The sequence below is a fragment of the Nocardia sp. NPDC058058 genome (genome assembly GCF_042885355.1).
GTDB lineage: Bacteria > Actinomycetota > Actinomycetes > Mycobacteriales > Mycobacteriaceae > Nocardia.
This window is the reverse complement of sequence record NZ_JBHVSA010000002.1, coordinates 26,262-40,908: the sequence shown is the minus strand read 5'-3', so window position 1 is coordinate 40,908 and position 14,647 is coordinate 26,262. Positions and strand designations below refer to the sequence as shown.

The window sequence follows — 14,647 nt, the reverse complement described above, 5'->3', positions numbered from 1 at the left end:
GCCCGGCCCGTGGCGTTGTCTCCTGCCTCGACACACTCCCACACAACGGCGCATATGTGGGGGTGGTTTTGGCGGGACGGCACCCCAAACCCCCTTCTTCTTGCGCCGAAGGCGCGAGTCAATGTCGGGTCGGCCCGACCACTTCCACGGTCGGCTGCTTGCCGTCGGTGTGCTCGCCCTCGTGATTCATGGCGAGCGCACCGGCGATGGTGCCGCCGAGGGTGGCCGTAACCGCAATGGCCGCAACGAGTTTGCGGCGTGAGGGGATATCCTCGCCGCGCAGGCTGGGGACGGGATTGAAACGCACACTGCGCACCCGGCGTGCGGAGGGGCGTTCGGCGGCCAGCAGCACCGCACCGCGGGTGGAGACGAATTCGGGTTCCGGATCGTAGATCAACGGCAGATCGAGTTGCTGCTTCAGTTCATCGCGAATGCTCTTGTTGCGGGTGCACCCGCCCAGCAGCGCCATGGCGGAGGGGTGCACGCCGGTCTCATCGATCATCTGCCGGACGAACGACGCCGAATGGTGCACCCCCGCCGACACCAGATCGGCGAAATCGCTGCGGGTGATGACCGCGCGGTGCCCGTTGATCGGATCGCACACCGTGATCACGCGATCACCGGCCAGGGCTTCCTTGTGGCGGCGGGCGGTGGCCAGATCCACACTCACGCCGCCGCGGGCCAATAACCAGCGTAGTAGCGCGTCATGCCCGTCACCGCCGAGCACCGTACTGCGTTTGCTGGCCAGAATCGCCTCGGTGCGGCAGTCGATCTGGGTCAGCGTCAAACCCGAAGCGCCCAGGTCATATAGGAGAATCGACCCTTCGGCGGGCAGTCTGCCGGTGAACCGCAGATATCTGAGCTGCGCGACCTGCTCGTCGATCAGGGTCAGGCGATTGCGCCCCGCCGTGGTGCGAATGGCGTCCGCGTGCGCCGAGCACCGGCAGGTGACCGCGATACCGGTAATGAATTCATCACGCCGAGCAGCGGATTTGCGCATCAGGCGGACGGCTTCGAAAACCCCCTCCTCGATACCGCCGCCGGTGCGGCGCGCCACTTTGCAGCGGTCGATGGGGGGCAGATGCGGCTGGTCGGAATGGGTGAGCATGGCGCGCGCACCCGCCGCGCCAGCTGACACCCCGAGGACCAGCACCATGGCCTCAATGGTGAACCTTTTGCGGTCCGATTCCAAGACTATGACGCAGGAAATTGGCTGACCGGATGCTGGACGGTTACTGGGTGGCCCATCTGGTCGGCGAGCCACCACTGTCGAAGTCGCCCGCGGTCTGCCGGAATTCCGCCAGCAATCGCAGCAGCAGCTGTAATCGATCCGGTGGCAGGCCGGTATTCGCGAACACCTGCCGGTTCAGCTCAGTGGTGGCCTTGGACACCAATTCTCTTCCGGCATCGGTGATTTCGATCAAGGTCGCGCGCCGGTCACTCGGATGCGGCACCCGCTTCACCAAATGCGCGGCCTCCAGTCGATCGACCGTATTGGTGACGCTGGTCGGATGCACCTGCAAGCGTGCGCTGGCAACCGCCATGGGCAGCGCACCCGTTTTGCTGAAGCCCAACAACATCAGTAGCTCGTACCGGGAAAAGGTGAGCCCGGACGGTTTGAGCGCCTCGTCGACCCGGGCCATCACGATCTGCTGCGCCCGCACCAGCGAGGTGACCGCCGCCATCCCGTCCGCGACCTCGCCCCAGCCGTGCTCGGTCCACTGGCGATGCGCCTCTTCGATCGGATCGAGTGGCAGGGGACGTGGCCGAGACATGTCCACGATCATCGCATGCGAAGCACTCGTATTCCGCCGCACCGAGCCCTATTTCGGTGTCGTACTCTTTGCGGACAAGGAGGCAGTACGTGACCAACCCGCTCGGCCCGAAGTTCGACCCGGCATCATCCGCACCCCGGGGCCCGTACAGTGTGCCCTTCCCCGAATTCACCCCGCGCAAGCCCGATCGCAAACCGCTCTTCATGGGCCTGGCCATCGCCGTGATCGCCGCCGGCGTCGCCGGAATTCTCCTGTGGCCGCAGAACGCCGGCGGCGACTCCGCAGCCGCCGCCGACGAATTCGTGCCCACCGCGACCGACCACGATCCCTCGACCCGGATCGACGGCGTGGTGCGCAAGGACTATCCGGCCGGTGTGCACGTAGCAGCGAACCAGCGCGTCGCCTACACCCAGAGCCCGCCCTTCGGCGGTGCGCACGACAGCTCGTGGCTGCCGTGCACCGGCGTCAACTACACCGTGCCGATCCGCAACGAGAACGCCGTGCACGCACTCGAACACGGCGCGGTCTGGATCACCTACAACCCGACCACGCTCGGCGTCGACGGCGTCTCGGTGCTCACCGGACAGGTCGGCGCGAAGCCCTACATGCTGCTGTCGCCGTATCCGGGACTGGACACCCCGATCTCGCTGCAATCCTGGGGCCACCAGCTCAAACTCAGCGATGCCCGCGATCCGCGCGTCGGCCAGTTCATCACCGCGCTGCGGCTGAACCCGTACACCTACCCCGAGCCGGGCGCGAGCTGCTCCAACCCCACCATCGATACCAACAACCCGCCGCCGTACGACCCGACACCGCCGGGACCGTACGCGGTCACCGAAGCCGGAGTCACCCCGCCGCCGCCTCCGCCGCCACCGGCCCCGGAACCCGCGCCCGAACCGCCGCCGGGACCCGAACCCGCGCCCGAAGGCTGATTGGAATCAGGCTGATTCGAACACTGGCCCCGAATGCGCACGCCCGGCATCATTTACAGCGATGCGGGTGTGACCGAGGGGCTAGGTAGCGGTCTGCAAAGCCGTATACGCGGGTTCGACTCCCGCCGCTCGCTCCAAAGGAAATGTCCCCCATGGAAATCCATGGGGGACATTTCGCGTTTCGGTGCCGCGCTACGCGCAGCGGAAGCGGAAGGTGGCGACCGGGATGATGCCGGGCACCGTGCTCACCTGTTGTGCCGCATCACCATCGAGTGAGCAGCCGGTCGGCGTGGCGACCTGCACCCGATAGCAGCCGGAGCCGCCGATGAAGGTGGCGCTACCGTCCCGGCCGGTGGTGATGGTGCCCGCGGCCGGACCACCCGTGCACGGGGTGACATCGGCGGTGACGCCCGCGATGGGGAACTGCTCCACGCCGTACACCGCCTGCACCTTCACCGCGGAGTCTCCGGCGGGGTCGGCGGCCGCGAGCGGGGCCAGGGCGACGGCCGCGCCTACGACGGACAGGGCGAACAGCATGCTGCGCAACGAGACTCCTCAGGTAGTACCCGGGGCAATTCGCCCCCGCGCCAATATAGGTGCTCGGAGACGTGTCCGGTGGGAGCACGCCGAGTAGACCGGCGGCGCTGTCACATTCACGCCGTGCCGACCCTCGCGCGGCAGCCCGGGCGGCGCGCTGCTCGGAGTCAGACGGCCAGGGCGTCCCGGGTGACAGGCGCGCCGACAGCCCCGTTGGTCAACCGGGCGGCCGATGCGCACTGTTCGGCGGTGAATGCGACTGCCGCGCCGAGGACTTCGAGGTCCACGCGGTCTCCGACGGCCGGGGCGGCGACACTGACGCGGCGCACCTGGATGGGGTCGGCGCGGCCGTCCAGATCCAGGGTGAGCATGACGTCCGCACCGCGGAATTCGACGCCGCGCACCGTGGCGCAGCCCGGATCACCGTTCGAAACCACGTGGGCGACAAGCTGTTCCGGGCGCATCATGACGGTCGCGGCGCCGGCGGGGGCGTCCGGCTGCACCGGAATGCGGCCCAGGGCGGTCTCGGCGGAATCGGCCCGCAGGGTGGCGTCCAGCAGCACGGTGTCACCGAGGAATCCGGCCGTGAACAGATCCGCCGGAGCGGCGTAGACCTGTTCGGGCGTGCCGACCTGGGTGAAGCGACCGGTGCACATGACCGCGACCTGATCGGCGAAGGACAGCGCCTCCTCCTGATCGTGGGTGACCAGAATGCTGGTCATGCCCGCCGCGCGCAGCGTATCGGCGACGGCCTGCCGGGTGGCGGCGCGCAACCCGGTATCGAGTGCGCTGAACGGTTCGTCGAGCAGCATGAGATCGGGTTTGCGCGCCATGGCGCGGGCCAGCGCCACCCGCTGCTGTTGCCCGCCGGACAGCTGATGCGGTCGCCGATCCGCGTAATCCGCTCCCAGCGAGACCATTTCGAGCAGTTCGCGCACCTGGGCTTTATGCCGCCGCCGTCCAGCCAGGCCGCCGTTTAGGCCGTAGGCGATGTTCTGTCCCACCGTCAGATGCGGGAAGAGCGCCCCGTCCTGCGCCACGTAGCCGATGCGGCGGCGATGCGGCGGGAGCGAGAACCCGTCCCGGGTAACCACTTCCGAGCCGACCATGACCGAACCGGCATCCGGGTTCTCGAATCCGGCGATCACCCGCAGCAGCGTGGTCTTACCGCAGCCGGAGGAGCCGACCACGGCCGTCGCGCCGCCGTCGGGCACATCGAGGTGAATACCGTCCAGCACCCGGGTCGGCCCGAAGTGCTTGCGGACATTGTCGACGACAAGACGACTCATAGCCCGGCCGCCTTCCTGGATTGAGTGAACAGCAGATACGTGACCGGCACCGCCGCGATGATCATGATCAGCGCGTAGGGCGCGGCCGCCGCGTAGTCCAGTTCGCCGGACAGCGACCAGAAGCGCATGGCCAGGGTGCGAGTTCCATTGGGGGCCAACAGCAGTGTGGCGGTCAGCTCGGTGGCCACCGCCACGAACACCATGGCCGCCGCCGACGCCGCGGCGGGCGCGGTGAGTCGTAAGGTGATGCGCAGGAACGTCATCGGCCGCGAGGTGCCCAGCGCCTGCGAGACCTCCTCCAGGCCGACCGGCACCTGCGCCAGCCCCGCGCGCACACCGACCAGCGCTCGCGGCAGGAACATGAGCGTGTAGGCGGCGAGCACGGTCGCGGCGGTCTGATACAGCGCGGGCAGCCAGCGAATGCTCACCGTCACCAGGGCCAGCGCGATCACGATGCCCGGCAGCGAACTGGTGATGTAGTTGGCGCCCTCGATGATTCGGGCGAAACGCGAGGTGGAGCGCACCGCGATCCAGGCCACCGGGAACGCGCACAGCGTGGTGATGACCGCGGCGGTGGCGGCCAAACCGATGGTCTGGCCCAGGGATTCGCCGATATCGGCCATATCCCAGACCTTGGAACCACCCAGCCGCAGCCAGCGGATGATGGTCCACAGCGGCACCCCGAGCGCGAACACCAGCGCGGCGGCCAGCAGCAGGAATACCGGAATCTTGTTGACGCCCAGCCGAACCCGGATCGCGGCGCGCGGAACACCGCTGCCGATGCGGGCGTAGCGGGCATTATCGCGCGCGGCCGCCTCACCCGCCAGCAGTACCAGGCACAGCACCACCAGCACCCCGGCCAGCGTATTGCCCGCCGCCCCGGCGAAACTGGATTGGTACTGCTCGAAAATCGCGGTGGTGAAGGTGGAGAACCGGATCATGGCGAACGCGCCGTATTCGGCGAGCAGATGCAGCGCGATCAACAGCCCGCCGCCCAGAATGGCCAAGCGCAACTGCGGCAGCACGATTCGCGCGAATACCGTGACCGGGCCCGAGCCCAGCGCTCGCGCGGATTCCTCCACCGCCGGATCCAGCCTGCGCAATGTCGCGGCCGCGGGCAGGTAGACCAGCGGGAAGTAGGACACGGTCGCGATGAGCACCCCCGCCCACAGTCCGTGCAGGGACGGGAAAGCGCTCACCCAGCCATAGCTGTTCACGAACGCGGGGACCGCCAGCGGAGCCGCGAAGATCGGCCCCCACCAGGTGGCTCCCGGTACGTCGGTGCGTTCCACGATCCAGGCCAGCCCGATGCCGAGCACCAGGCAGACCGGCACCGTGATGACCACCAAACCCACCGTATTGCGCAGCAATTCACCGACCCGGGGCCGGAAGATCAGGTGCGCGGTCTCGGTGAATCCGGTGCTGAACAGCGTGGACACGATGTAGCCGAGCGGTACGAACGTCGCGGCCACCAGCAGCAGCGCGAGGATCGTGACGAGCGGCCCGGGCCGGGTGGCCCGGGAGGCGACAGCGGTCCGGACTGCCATGGGTTAGAGCAGACCGGCGTCGGTCATCAACTGGGTGACCTTCTTGGCGTCCAGCTTGCTGGGGTCGACCTTCGGCGCGTCCAGCGAAGCCAGCGGCGGCAGCGCCGGATTGGCGGCGACGGTGGCCGAGACCGGGTACTCCATCGAATCGCCGTCGCGCAGCACCTCCTGGCCCTTCTGCGAGGCGATGAAGGCGAGGAACTTCTGCGCGTTCTCCGACTTCTTGCTCGACTTCAGCACGCCGCCACCGGAAATGGAGACGAACGCGCCCGGGTCCTGGTTCTTGAAGTAGAACAGCTTGGTGTTGTTGCTGTTCTCCTTGGTATTGGCCTGATCGCGGTACCAGTAGTAGTGGTAGATCACGCCGCCGTCGAACTGCCCGGCATTGACGCCCTTCATGGTCGTCACATTGTTCTGCGAGGCAATGGCGTTCTCTTTCATGCCCTTGAGCCACGCCTTGGTGACGTCCTCACCCTTCAGGGCGAGCAGGGCGGCCACGATGGCCTGGAAATCCGCGCCGGACACGCCCGCGCTCCAGCGGCCCTTCCACTGCGGCTGCTGCAGATCCAGCAGCGAATGCGGCAGCTGATCGGCCTGGAGCTTGCCGGTGTTGTAGACGAAAACGGTTGAGCGGGCGGCGATTCCGGTCCACTTGCCGGTGGAGGGGCGGAACTGCTCGGGCACCTGCGCGAGGGTGTTCGGATCCACATCGGCGAACAGCCCGGCGTTCTCGACCAGGGCCATGGCGGGGGAGTTCTCGGTGAGGAAGACATCGGCGGGCGAATTCTTGCCCTCGGCGACGAGCTGGTTGCCCAGATCGGTGTCACCGCCCTGGCGCAGGGTCACCTTGATACCGGTCTCCTTGGTGAAGGCCTCGGCCCACTCCTTGGTCAGCGATTCGTGCTGGGCGTTGTAGACCAGGATCTCGTTGTCGTCCTTGGACGAACTCGAGCATCCGGTTGCCGCCAGCAGGGTGATCGCGGCGATCGCACCGGACACCAGTTTCCATCGAGCCGCTGCCATGACCGTCCTTTCGACATGCCAATCCTCATTCCTGAGGTTTGGCTAACCAACGTACCGTCTCGCGGGGTGGACAGATCCGGCACCCCACCGAATCGCAACCTATTTGCCGTAGTCTGCGGACATTCAGTGGTGGACCGATCGAAGGAAATCGATGACCCTGCCGCCCGGCGGACAACCGTACAACCCTGCTACGGACATCCAGCAATCTGCTGGCAAACGCGGTGGGGGAGGTCGTAAACCACTCTTCGTCGGATTGGCCGTGGCGGCCGTCGTCGTGGTCGGCGGCGGCGTCGCCGCGGCGGTCTCGCTGTCCGGCAAAGACTCTCCGAGTGACAGCCAGCGCATCGACGCCGGTATTCGCGATTTCTACGGCACGCTGTCCGCCAAGGGACCGGGCGCCGCGGTCACCAAGGCCTGCGCCGCGGACCGCGCCGAATACGACGCGCTGTCCACCGCGCAGAAGAACGCCTCCGAACAGGGCCGGATGGACATCCGCATCGTGAGCATCGACCAGATCGTCGTGACCGGCGATCGCGCGACCGCGAAAATGGTTGGCGCGCTGTCGGTATCAGGCGCGGACGACAAGTCGACCACCGCCACCGAACATCTCCGCAAGGAGGAGGGCACGTGGAAGGTGTGTTCGACCGACGGCAGGTAGCCCGGTCGTGAACTGCTGCGGGCCGAACCGGCGCACCGTACTGGGTGCGCTCGCGGCGGCCACCCTGCTACCGCTCGCGCGGCCGGGAGTGGTTCGCGCACAGCCGGGTTCGGTGATCGCGACCGACCTGGAGGTCGTCACGATCACGGCCGAGTCGGCGATCTTCACCTGGACTACGTTGGGGCTCAACGCCAATGGTGACCCGGTGCCGGTCGAGACCGACGCCGAGGTGTGGCTGGGACCGGCCGACGGCACGGGTCTGCGGCAGGTGTTCGCCGATCCCGAACCGACGGCGTACCACTACGCCGAGATCACCGGCCTGGAACCGGGGCGCCGCTACCGATTCGAGGCGCGCTCACTGGGGGTGACCGCCGCGCCCGCGCTGAATGTGGCCACCCGGCTACCGAATACGCCGGAGGCGAGCGGTGAGTTCGGTACGCCGATACCGCCGCCGGGCCGACTGCTGCGCACCATCGCGCTCTGCAACGATGTGCACTACGGCGAGGAGATCAGCGGCCTGATCGCCGCCGGACTGCCGCCCGGCGTGCGCCAGGATCCCGGTCTCGCACCGTATCCCGAGGTCATGCTGGCCGCGATCCTGGATGATCTGCACCGTCCCGACCGCGCCGCCGATCACCTCGTGATCGCGGGCGATCTGACCGCGGAGGCGACGGCCGAACAGGTGCGCGGTGTCGATCGGGCGCTCGCGAAATGGGGTGTGGCGGGTCAGGATTGGTTCGCCTGCCGGGGCAATCACGACCGCCCGCATCTCGGCGGCGACTACGCGGGCTGCGCACCGTACGCCGATCACTTCGACTGCTGGGGCGAATCCTTCGGTCCCCGACAGCGATTGGGGGAGTACGAGGTCGGCGAGCTGCGCCTGCTGGCCCTGGATACCACCGAACTCGACGGCTCCGGCGGCAGTATCGACCGACCGCAGCTGGATCGGCTGCGCGAGGTGCTGCTGGCCGATCCGGACCGCCCGACGCTGGTCTTCAGCCATCATCCGGTTACCGCCGAATCCGGCTGGACGAATATCGCGGGGCCGGGATTTGTCCTGAACAGCGCCAATTCGGCTGAGCTGCAATCACTTTACCGGTCCGCGCCCGGCGTATTCCTGCATCATTCCGGCCACACTCATCGAAATCGCCGCACCCGCCCCGACTTTCCCATTCCGGTGGAATTCCTCGAGGTCGCCGCGGCCAAGGAATACCCCGGCGGCTACTCCCTGCTGCGGCTCTACGAGGGCGGCTACACCGTCAACTTCTACAAGACCCGGACGGCGGGCGCGCGCCGCTGGAGCGCTCGCTCGCGCGGTGAGTATTTCGGGCTGCTGCCCGAGTACACCCTGGGCTCCACGGCCGACCGCAATCACACCGTGCCGCGTGATCTGTCAGGTCTCGATTCGGTCTGAGGCAATGGGCTGGGTCACTGGCCCCGGCACCCATGCGCATTTGCTGTTAATCTCGCAAACAGTTAGCTGTTTCGTTCGGCTGTAGCGCGAGAAGCGTTCGATCACCGGTGAAAGGGTGACGAGATGGGCGCGAAGTTCGCGTTGGTGCAACCCGTGAGCGTGTCCGAAATGCCTGATATACGCAGGTTCGACGGGGTACTCCAGCCTGCCTCCGCCTTCTTCGGGGCGGTGGTCGCCGGACTGTTGCTCATGGCGCCGCTCGATCTCGGCTGGTCCAACGACGCCCCGCTCGAACTCGATCTGCTCGTGATGAACATGCCCCGCGCCGCCGCGGCCGGCGGCATGTTCGCGGTCATCGCCGCCGCCCTGGCCGTGGCACTGGGCCGCCGCACCGCCTGGATCGTCTCCTTCGGCAGCGCCGCCGTGCTGGCCGCCGACCACCTGTGGAATATGCGCTCGGCGCTGAGCGGCACGCTCATCACGGTCAATTACATCGACGCCATCTTCGGCGGCATCCTGCTCGGCGCACTGGCCGTCGCGGTCTTCGGGAAACCCATCGCCACCGGCGCGTACCTGCTGGGCGCGGTGGTCAGCATCACCGTCGGCGACCTGACCGCGCTCCCCGCGCCCGGGGCCGAGAGCCGCACCCTCATCGAATGGGCCTCCAGCGGCACCCCGCCGCTGTGGATGATCCTGGCGACCGTGGTGCTGCTGGCTCTCGGGGCGCTCGGCGAACGCGTCGACCCGGCCGCCGATCCGGCGGAGAACGCCGACCTGCCCATCGGGCCGATCCTCGCGGCACTGCTGCTGGTCGGGGCGACGGCCTTCTCCACCGACTGGTACGTCCGGCACGCGGACACCTTCGCCCAGACCGCGCTCGCGGTGGGCGTCACCGTGCTGGCCGCGCTCGGGGCCGCGCTGCTGCTGCCCGGGCGGGACGGGGTGCTGGTGCTGCTCGCGGTGGCGGTGACCAATTCCGGCAGTTCCATCTTCACCGTGCCGCGCCCGGATTGGAGCGCACCGCTGCCCATCATCGCGGTGGCCATCGGGTGGTACGCGGGACGGCGCGCACACCTGCCCTGGGCGGTCTTCGCCGGCACCGGGGCGCTCGCCGTTTTCGCGTCCACCACCGCGGGCAGCGCGCATCACGCGATACTCATACCGCTGATCGGCATCACCGGACTCGGCTTCCTCATGGGCTACTGCTTCGCCGGACACACCCCGCGCAACGCCCCGAGCATGGTGGTCGCACTGGCGGCGCTGGTGGTGCCGTGCCTGGTGATCGCGGTGCGCGGCAGCGGTTTCGGCCGCGTCGCCTATTCACCGCGCTGGTATCGCGACCCCTCGAGCATCACCTCCAGCACGCCCGGCTGGGTGGCGCTCGCCGTCACTCTCGGCTGTGCCGCCGGACTGGCGCTGCTGTATCGGTGGCGATCCGCCGATCACCTGCCGAAGCGGCCGTCGACCCAGCTCAGCGCATCCGCGTAGGACGCCTCCAGCACACCCCGGTGGTCCACCCCGGGATAGCCGCGATACTGCACCGGCTGGCCCGCCGCGCGCTGGCGCACCACCATGACATCGGTCGCGGGCGCGGGCACCGTGGTATCGGCCCGGCCCTGCAATACCAGTAGCGGCTGCGCGAAAGTCAGTGTGCTGGGGTCATTCTCATTCAGCACCCGGGTCAGCGCGCGAATATCGCCGGCGGGCGCGAACACCTCGCTCGCGGTCAGCCCACCCCACTGCTGCGGACTCCGCAGTTGCGCAATGCATCCCACATCGGCCAGGGTGACCATCGCCGACGCCTCGGGGGTCAGGAAACGCGCCGGATCGATATCGGCGACCGTCTGCGCACCACGAATGATCAAGGGCAGGAACGCGGTCGCGCCACCGGTGAGCGGGCCGAGCGCGGTCGAGGCCCCCACCGCCGTCGCCAGTTGCGATGCCTGGATGCCGATGCCCTGATGCGACGCCGGAGCCATCGCCACCGCACCCAGCAATTGCAGTTCCGGCGCCCACTGCTGCGCCTGCGCATCGGCGAAAACGGCGGCCTGCCCACCCTGCGAATGGCCCATCGCCACCCATCGGGTACCGATCTCCGGATCGATTTCCCTTGCGGCCCTGGCCATATCGGTGACCGCGCGCTGCTCGGCGGTGCCGATCAGATAGCCGTGCGGGCCGGGCGTGCCCAGACCCTGATAGTCGGTCTGCGCCACCGCGTATCCCGCGGCTATCCACTGCGCCTGTACTTTTCGCACCAGGGAGGTGTAATCGTGCGCCGGGAACTCGTCGGAGGTATCGCGCGAGGGCGCGCAGGAATCATCGACCCCGGTGGTGCCGTGCGCCCACGAGATCAGCGGCCAGCCGCCCGGCGGCGGGCTGCCCTCGGGCACCGCCAGCGTGCCCGATACCGCCACCGAATCGCCCCGCATATCGACGGATCGGTACAGCACCAAGTAGTTTCGCGCACCGGGCAGTCCGGGATCGCCGTCGATGGGCCGCAACTGGATCACCGATCCGTGCACACCGGCCACCCGATCCTCCGGCGCGGTGTAGAACGCCGCGACGTCGGTCGTCTCGTCCATGATCGCGATGGGGGTGACGGGGGTGGCGTGACCCGGTGCGACGGCGATGCAGGTACCCGCGATTGCGGCCAGGGCCGCACTCGCTATCGATCCGGCCCGTCGCACATGTCGCCGCCGTGGTAGGTCCGCGCACCTCGCCTCGATGTCCGACATGCCCAAAAGATACCGGTCTGTCGGACAATTCAGGGCCAAGGCAACACGCCCTGGTGAGTGTCCGTTCTCACCCGCGCCCGCCCGCCACGTGCACCGACCGGACCGGATATCCGCAGCGCAAGCGTTTATTTCACGGTGCGCGCATCCCTCGCGCGACACCGTCGGCTACGCCACGGTCGATGCAGAGATTCGCATGTCCGCACCCCACCGACGCAAGGACGCGACCATGACAGTCACCGACGAATACCTCGCCAACAACGCCGAATACGCCTCCCGCTTCGCCGGGCCGCTGCCGTTGCCGCCCAGTAAGCAGGTCGCGGTGCTGGCCTGCATGGACGCCCGGCTCGACGTGTATCGCATTCTCGGGCTGGGGGACGGGGAGGCGCACGTCATCCGCAACGCGGGCGGTGTGGTCACCGATGACGAGATCCGCTCGCTCGCCATCAGCCAGCGCCTGCTGGGCACCACCGAGATCATCCTCATCCATCACACCGACTGCGGCATGCTCACCTTCACCGACGACGACTTCAAACGCACCATCCAGGACGACACCGGCATCAAGCCCGCCTGGTCCGCGGAGGCCTTTCCCGACCTGGACGATGATGTGCGGCAATCGATTCGGCGCATCGAGGCCAGCCCCTTCATCACCGCGACAACGTCCTTGCGCGGCTTCGTATTCGACGTGGCCACCGGCAAACTCAACGAAGTGGTCGGCTGAGACCGCACCCGTCCGGGACAAGAAAAAGGCCCCGACCGGCGAATGCCGTTCGGGGCCTTGCTCTTCGGTGCCCTCGGCAGGATTCGAACCTGCGGCCTTCTGCTCCGGAGGCAGACGCTCTATCCCCTGAGCTACGAGGGCGGGGGTGGACCCGCTCGGACTTCTCGACTTTCCGAGTGGGCTGGGAAAGCGTATCGCATTGCCTGCCCTGCACCAAAAACCCGGGTGGACCGGGCGTTTTGCGGACGCCCGGCACCGAACTCAGTTGAGCGGGAGGGGTTTGGCGTTGCGCTCGGCGAGCATCTGGGTCATCAAATCGGCTTCGCTGGACTGGGTTTTGGCCATGCTCTGCGCCAGCGACCGCACCACATCGATATCGGCACGCTGCTCGGCGTACTCGATCATGGGCATACCGCCCTGATGATGGCGCAGCATCAACTGCAGGAACATGGTGTCCAGCGCCGGACCGGTGGCCGCGCGCAGCGCCGTGATCTCCTCGGTGGAGGCCATCCCGGGCATCACCGCCACCGGACCCGAATGCTCGGCGGTGCCCATGTGGTGATGCGCCGACATATCGGTCATCCAACCCATGTAGCCGCCCGTGGACAGCAGCGGTTCGCCCCAGCTCTGCAGCCAGGCCTGCATGCGGCCCGCCTGGTTGCCCTGGGTGGTGAGAATGTCATAGGACAGCCGCTTCACCGCCGGATCGACGGTGCCGCTGAACGCGATCGCGGCCATTTCCACCGCCTGCGCGTGATGCACCGACATGTCCTGGCTGAAGCCGATATCCACCGCGCTCGGCTTCGGATCCGAGGCCCGCAGATTGCCGACCATCAGACCCGCCGCGAAACCGGCCAGCAGCACCGCGATCACGCCGAGGATGAGCAGCGCGGGCCGCTGACCGCGGCCCGTCGCCTCCACCGGTTCGGCTGCCTCGGAATCGCCGGGCTCGTTCGCGTGCGACAAGAACGGCGGCATTACTGCGCCGGAGCCGGCTGCTCCGGCTGCGGGTCGCCGGTGGGCACGGGAATGCTCGGAATGCCGCCGGGCAGCGTGCCGTCGCCGCCGGGCGCGGTCGCGTCACCGCCGGGCAGGGTGCCGCCGGGGATGGTGCCTCCGGGCAGGCCGGGGATGCCGCCGGGGATGTTCGGTATGCCGCCGGGAATCTGGCTGCCGCCGGCACCGCCGAGCTCGGTGGTGTCCTTGGTCAGGCCCTTACCGTCCAGCGGCACCGCGTCCGGACCCGGCTTGGACGGATCGAACGGCGGCGGGTTGTTGGTGTCGAAGGTCGGGTTCGCGCAGCTCGCGCCGACCTCGGGGTAGGTGTTCGAGTTCAGGCGCAGGTCCTTGATGAACCGGTCCACCCGGGAATCGTCGGCCTTCTGCAGCTTGAGCTGATGACCCCACGCCTGCAACGAGATCGGGGTGTCCAGGCCCGGGTACGGCGACATCAGCATGTACTGCTGGCCTTCGACCTTCTTCTTCAGCGTGTCGATGGTCGCCTGATCCACCTTGTCGGGGTTGTAGGTGATCCACACCGCACCGTGTTCCAGCGAATGCACAGCATTCTCCGTACGGATCGCCTTGGCGTACACATTGCCCATGCAGGCCGCCCACGAACCGTCGTGCGGGCCACCGAACGGCGGTGCCTGGTCGTAGGCCACGCGCTGCGTGGAGGACACGTGCAGACCGGCCGGGTAGTCCTTCTTGACGACGCCGTCGATATACGCGGAAGGGTTCTTGATCTCTTCCTTGGCGTTGTACTTGGGCACCAGGAAAGCGGCGATTCCGCCGATCAGCGCCAGCACGGCCACCACCGCGGCAATGGTCATCCACGGGATGTTCCGTTTCACGGGCAGTTTGCCCCCGGACCCGCCTTTACGGCCCGATCCCGACGATTTGCCCGCGGCCTTAATAGCCTTGGCCGACTTGGCACTGGTGCTGTTCGGCATAACTAGTTGTGCTCTCTTCGACGTGTTCGGACAATCAAGCGATGCGGCGGCATCGTTTGCTGGGCGC

14 protein-coding genes and 2 tRNA genes are annotated in these 14,647 nt (G+C 67.7%); 6 read left to right on the top strand and 10 right to left on the bottom strand.

The genetic code is table 11. The features are described 5' to 3' along the window. Positions 1 to 118 precede the first annotated feature (118 nt). Both ACFVUS_RS15335 and ACFVUS_RS15330 read right to left on the bottom strand, forming a co-directional pair. Entirely contained in the window at positions 119 to 1,156 is a 1,038-nt protein-coding gene (locus ACFVUS_RS15335; protein WP_387765748.1) for a hypothetical protein, read from the bottom strand. Positions 1,157 to 1,232: 76 nt separating this feature from the next. Further along, positions 1,233 to 1,775, bottom strand: coding sequence for a MarR family winged helix-turn-helix transcriptional regulator (locus ACFVUS_RS15330; protein ID WP_387765745.1), 543 nt, complete (start codon positions 1,773 to 1,775; stop codon positions 1,233 to 1,235). 89 nt (positions 1,776 to 1,864) lie between these two features. On the opposite strand from ACFVUS_RS15330, the gene ACFVUS_RS15325 reads away from it, so the two are divergent. Together ACFVUS_RS15325 and ACFVUS_RS15320 are read left to right on the top strand one after the other, a co-directional pair. Then, positions 1,865 to 2,707, top strand: coding sequence for a DUF3105 domain-containing protein (locus ACFVUS_RS15325; protein WP_376072579.1), 843 nt, complete (start codon positions 1,865 to 1,867; stop codon positions 2,705 to 2,707). Positions 2,708 to 2,770: 63 nt separating this feature from the next. Next, positions 2,771 to 2,844: transfer RNA gene (locus tag ACFVUS_RS15320), tRNA-Cys, on the top strand. Positions 2,845 to 2,899: 55 nt separating this feature from the next. On the opposite strand, the gene ACFVUS_RS15315 is transcribed toward ACFVUS_RS15320, so the two are convergent. The 4 genes from ACFVUS_RS15315 to ACFVUS_RS15300 all read right to left on the bottom strand — a co-directional run bounded on the left by ACFVUS_RS15315 (position 2,900) and on the right by ACFVUS_RS15300 (position 7,103). Next, the gene (locus tag ACFVUS_RS15315; protein ID WP_387765741.1) at positions 2,900 to 3,253 is read right to left on the bottom strand and encodes a hypothetical protein; all 354 of its coding nucleotides are present in this window, start codon (positions 3,251 to 3,253) and stop codon (positions 2,900 to 2,902) included. Positions 3,254 to 3,411: 158 nt separating this feature from the next. Then, complete coding sequence (locus tag ACFVUS_RS15310) at positions 3,412 to 4,533, bottom strand: ABC transporter ATP-binding protein (RefSeq protein WP_387765738.1); 1,122 nt, start codon at positions 4,531 to 4,533, stop codon at positions 3,412 to 3,414. Continuing rightward, the gene (locus tag ACFVUS_RS15305; RefSeq protein ID WP_387765735.1) at positions 4,530 to 6,080 is read right to left on the bottom strand and encodes an ABC transporter permease; all 1,551 of its coding nucleotides are present in this window, start codon (positions 6,078 to 6,080) and stop codon (positions 4,530 to 4,532) included. The genes ACFVUS_RS15310 and ACFVUS_RS15305 overlap by 4 nt, the downstream gene beginning before the upstream one ends. Before the next feature lie 3 nt (positions 6,081 to 6,083). Continuing rightward, entirely contained in the window at positions 6,084 to 7,103 is a 1,020-nt protein-coding gene (locus ACFVUS_RS15300) for an iron ABC transporter substrate-binding protein (RefSeq protein WP_387765732.1), read from the bottom strand. 151 nt (positions 7,104 to 7,254) lie between these two features. Between ACFVUS_RS15300 and ACFVUS_RS15295 the strand changes: the two genes are divergently transcribed. The 3 genes from ACFVUS_RS15295 to ACFVUS_RS15285 all read left to right on the top strand — a co-directional run bounded on the left by ACFVUS_RS15295 (position 7,255) and on the right by ACFVUS_RS15285 (position 10,663). After that, the gene (locus tag ACFVUS_RS15295; RefSeq protein WP_387765729.1) at positions 7,255 to 7,761 is read left to right on the top strand and encodes a hypothetical protein; all 507 of its coding nucleotides are present in this window, start codon (positions 7,255 to 7,257) and stop codon (positions 7,759 to 7,761) included. Positions 7,762 to 7,768: 7 nt separating this feature from the next. After that, positions 7,769 to 9,175, top strand: coding sequence for a metallophosphoesterase (locus tag ACFVUS_RS15290; RefSeq protein WP_387765727.1), 1,407 nt, complete (start codon positions 7,769 to 7,771; stop codon positions 9,173 to 9,175). A 168-nt stretch (positions 9,176 to 9,343) separates the two neighbouring features. Then, a complete protein-coding gene (locus ACFVUS_RS15285) occupies positions 9,344 to 10,663 on the top strand; it encodes a hypothetical protein (protein WP_387765725.1) in 1,320 nt (439 codons plus the stop codon). On the opposite strand, the gene ACFVUS_RS15280 is transcribed toward ACFVUS_RS15285, so the two are convergent. Next, the gene (locus tag ACFVUS_RS15280) at positions 10,618 to 11,910 is read right to left on the bottom strand and encodes an alpha/beta hydrolase family protein (RefSeq protein ID WP_387765722.1); all 1,293 of its coding nucleotides are present in this window, start codon (positions 11,908 to 11,910) and stop codon (positions 10,618 to 10,620) included. The genes ACFVUS_RS15285 and ACFVUS_RS15280 overlap by 46 nt on opposite strands. Before the next feature lie 226 nt (positions 11,911 to 12,136). Here ACFVUS_RS15280 and ACFVUS_RS15275 point away from each other — a divergent pair, with 226 nt between their 5' ends. After that, positions 12,137 to 12,628 (top strand): beta-class carbonic anhydrase, encoded by a 492-nt coding sequence (locus ACFVUS_RS15275; RefSeq protein WP_387765719.1) that lies wholly within the window; start codon positions 12,137 to 12,139, stop codon positions 12,626 to 12,628. Positions 12,629 to 12,696: 68 nt separating this feature from the next. On the opposite strand, the gene ACFVUS_RS15270 is transcribed toward ACFVUS_RS15275, so the two are convergent. The 3 genes from ACFVUS_RS15270 to ACFVUS_RS15260 all read right to left on the bottom strand — a co-directional run bounded on the left by ACFVUS_RS15270 (position 12,697) and on the right by ACFVUS_RS15260 (position 14,580). Further along, positions 12,697 to 12,769 (bottom strand) — tRNA-Arg (locus tag ACFVUS_RS15270). Positions 12,770 to 12,889: 120 nt separating this feature from the next. Then, a complete protein-coding gene (locus tag ACFVUS_RS15265; RefSeq protein WP_387765716.1) occupies positions 12,890 to 13,606 on the bottom strand; it encodes a DUF305 domain-containing protein in 717 nt (238 codons plus the stop codon). Continuing rightward, positions 13,606 to 14,580, bottom strand: coding sequence for a DUF3105 domain-containing protein (locus ACFVUS_RS15260; RefSeq protein ID WP_387765713.1), 975 nt, complete (start codon positions 14,578 to 14,580; stop codon positions 13,606 to 13,608). Before ACFVUS_RS15260 ends, ACFVUS_RS15265 begins: the two co-directional genes overlap by 1 nt. Positions 14,581 to 14,647 lie beyond the last annotated feature (67 nt).

Bases quoted from the DNA above. Each gene is read 5' to 3' on its own strand.
- ACFVUS_RS15305 (WP_387765735.1), bottom strand. From the start codon at position 6,080: ATGGCAGTCCGGACCGCTGTCGCCTCCCGGGCCACCCGGCCCGGGCCG.
- ACFVUS_RS15300 (WP_387765732.1), bottom strand. From the start codon at position 7,103: ATGGCAGCGGCTCGATGGAAACTGGTGTCCGGTGCGATCGCCGCGATC.
- ACFVUS_RS15335 (WP_387765748.1), bottom strand. From the start codon at position 1,156: ATGGTGCTGGTCCTCGGGGTGTCAGCTGGCGCGGCGGGTGCGCGCGCC.
- ACFVUS_RS15310 (WP_387765738.1), bottom strand. From the start codon at position 4,533: ATGAGTCGTCTTGTCGTCGACAATGTCCGCAAGCACTTCGGGCCGACC.
- ACFVUS_RS15260 (WP_387765713.1), bottom strand. From the start codon at position 14,580: ATGCCGAACAGCACCAGTGCCAAGTCGGCCAAGGCTATTAAGGCCGCG.
- ACFVUS_RS15280 (WP_387765722.1), bottom strand. From the start codon at position 11,910: ATGTCGGACATCGAGGCGAGGTGCGCGGACCTACCACGGCGGCGACAT.
- ACFVUS_RS15265 (WP_387765716.1), bottom strand. From the start codon at position 13,606: ATGCCGCCGTTCTTGTCGCACGCGAACGAGCCCGGCGATTCCGAGGCA.
- ACFVUS_RS15285 (WP_387765725.1), top strand. From the start codon at position 9,344: ATGCCTGATATACGCAGGTTCGACGGGGTACTCCAGCCTGCCTCCGCC.
- ACFVUS_RS15330 (WP_387765745.1), bottom strand. From the start codon at position 1,775: ATGTCTCGGCCACGTCCCCTGCCACTCGATCCGATCGAAGAGGCGCAT.
- ACFVUS_RS15295 (WP_387765729.1), top strand. From the start codon at position 7,255: ATGACCCTGCCGCCCGGCGGACAACCGTACAACCCTGCTACGGACATC.
- ACFVUS_RS15275 (WP_387765719.1), top strand. From the start codon at position 12,137: ATGACAGTCACCGACGAATACCTCGCCAACAACGCCGAATACGCCTCC.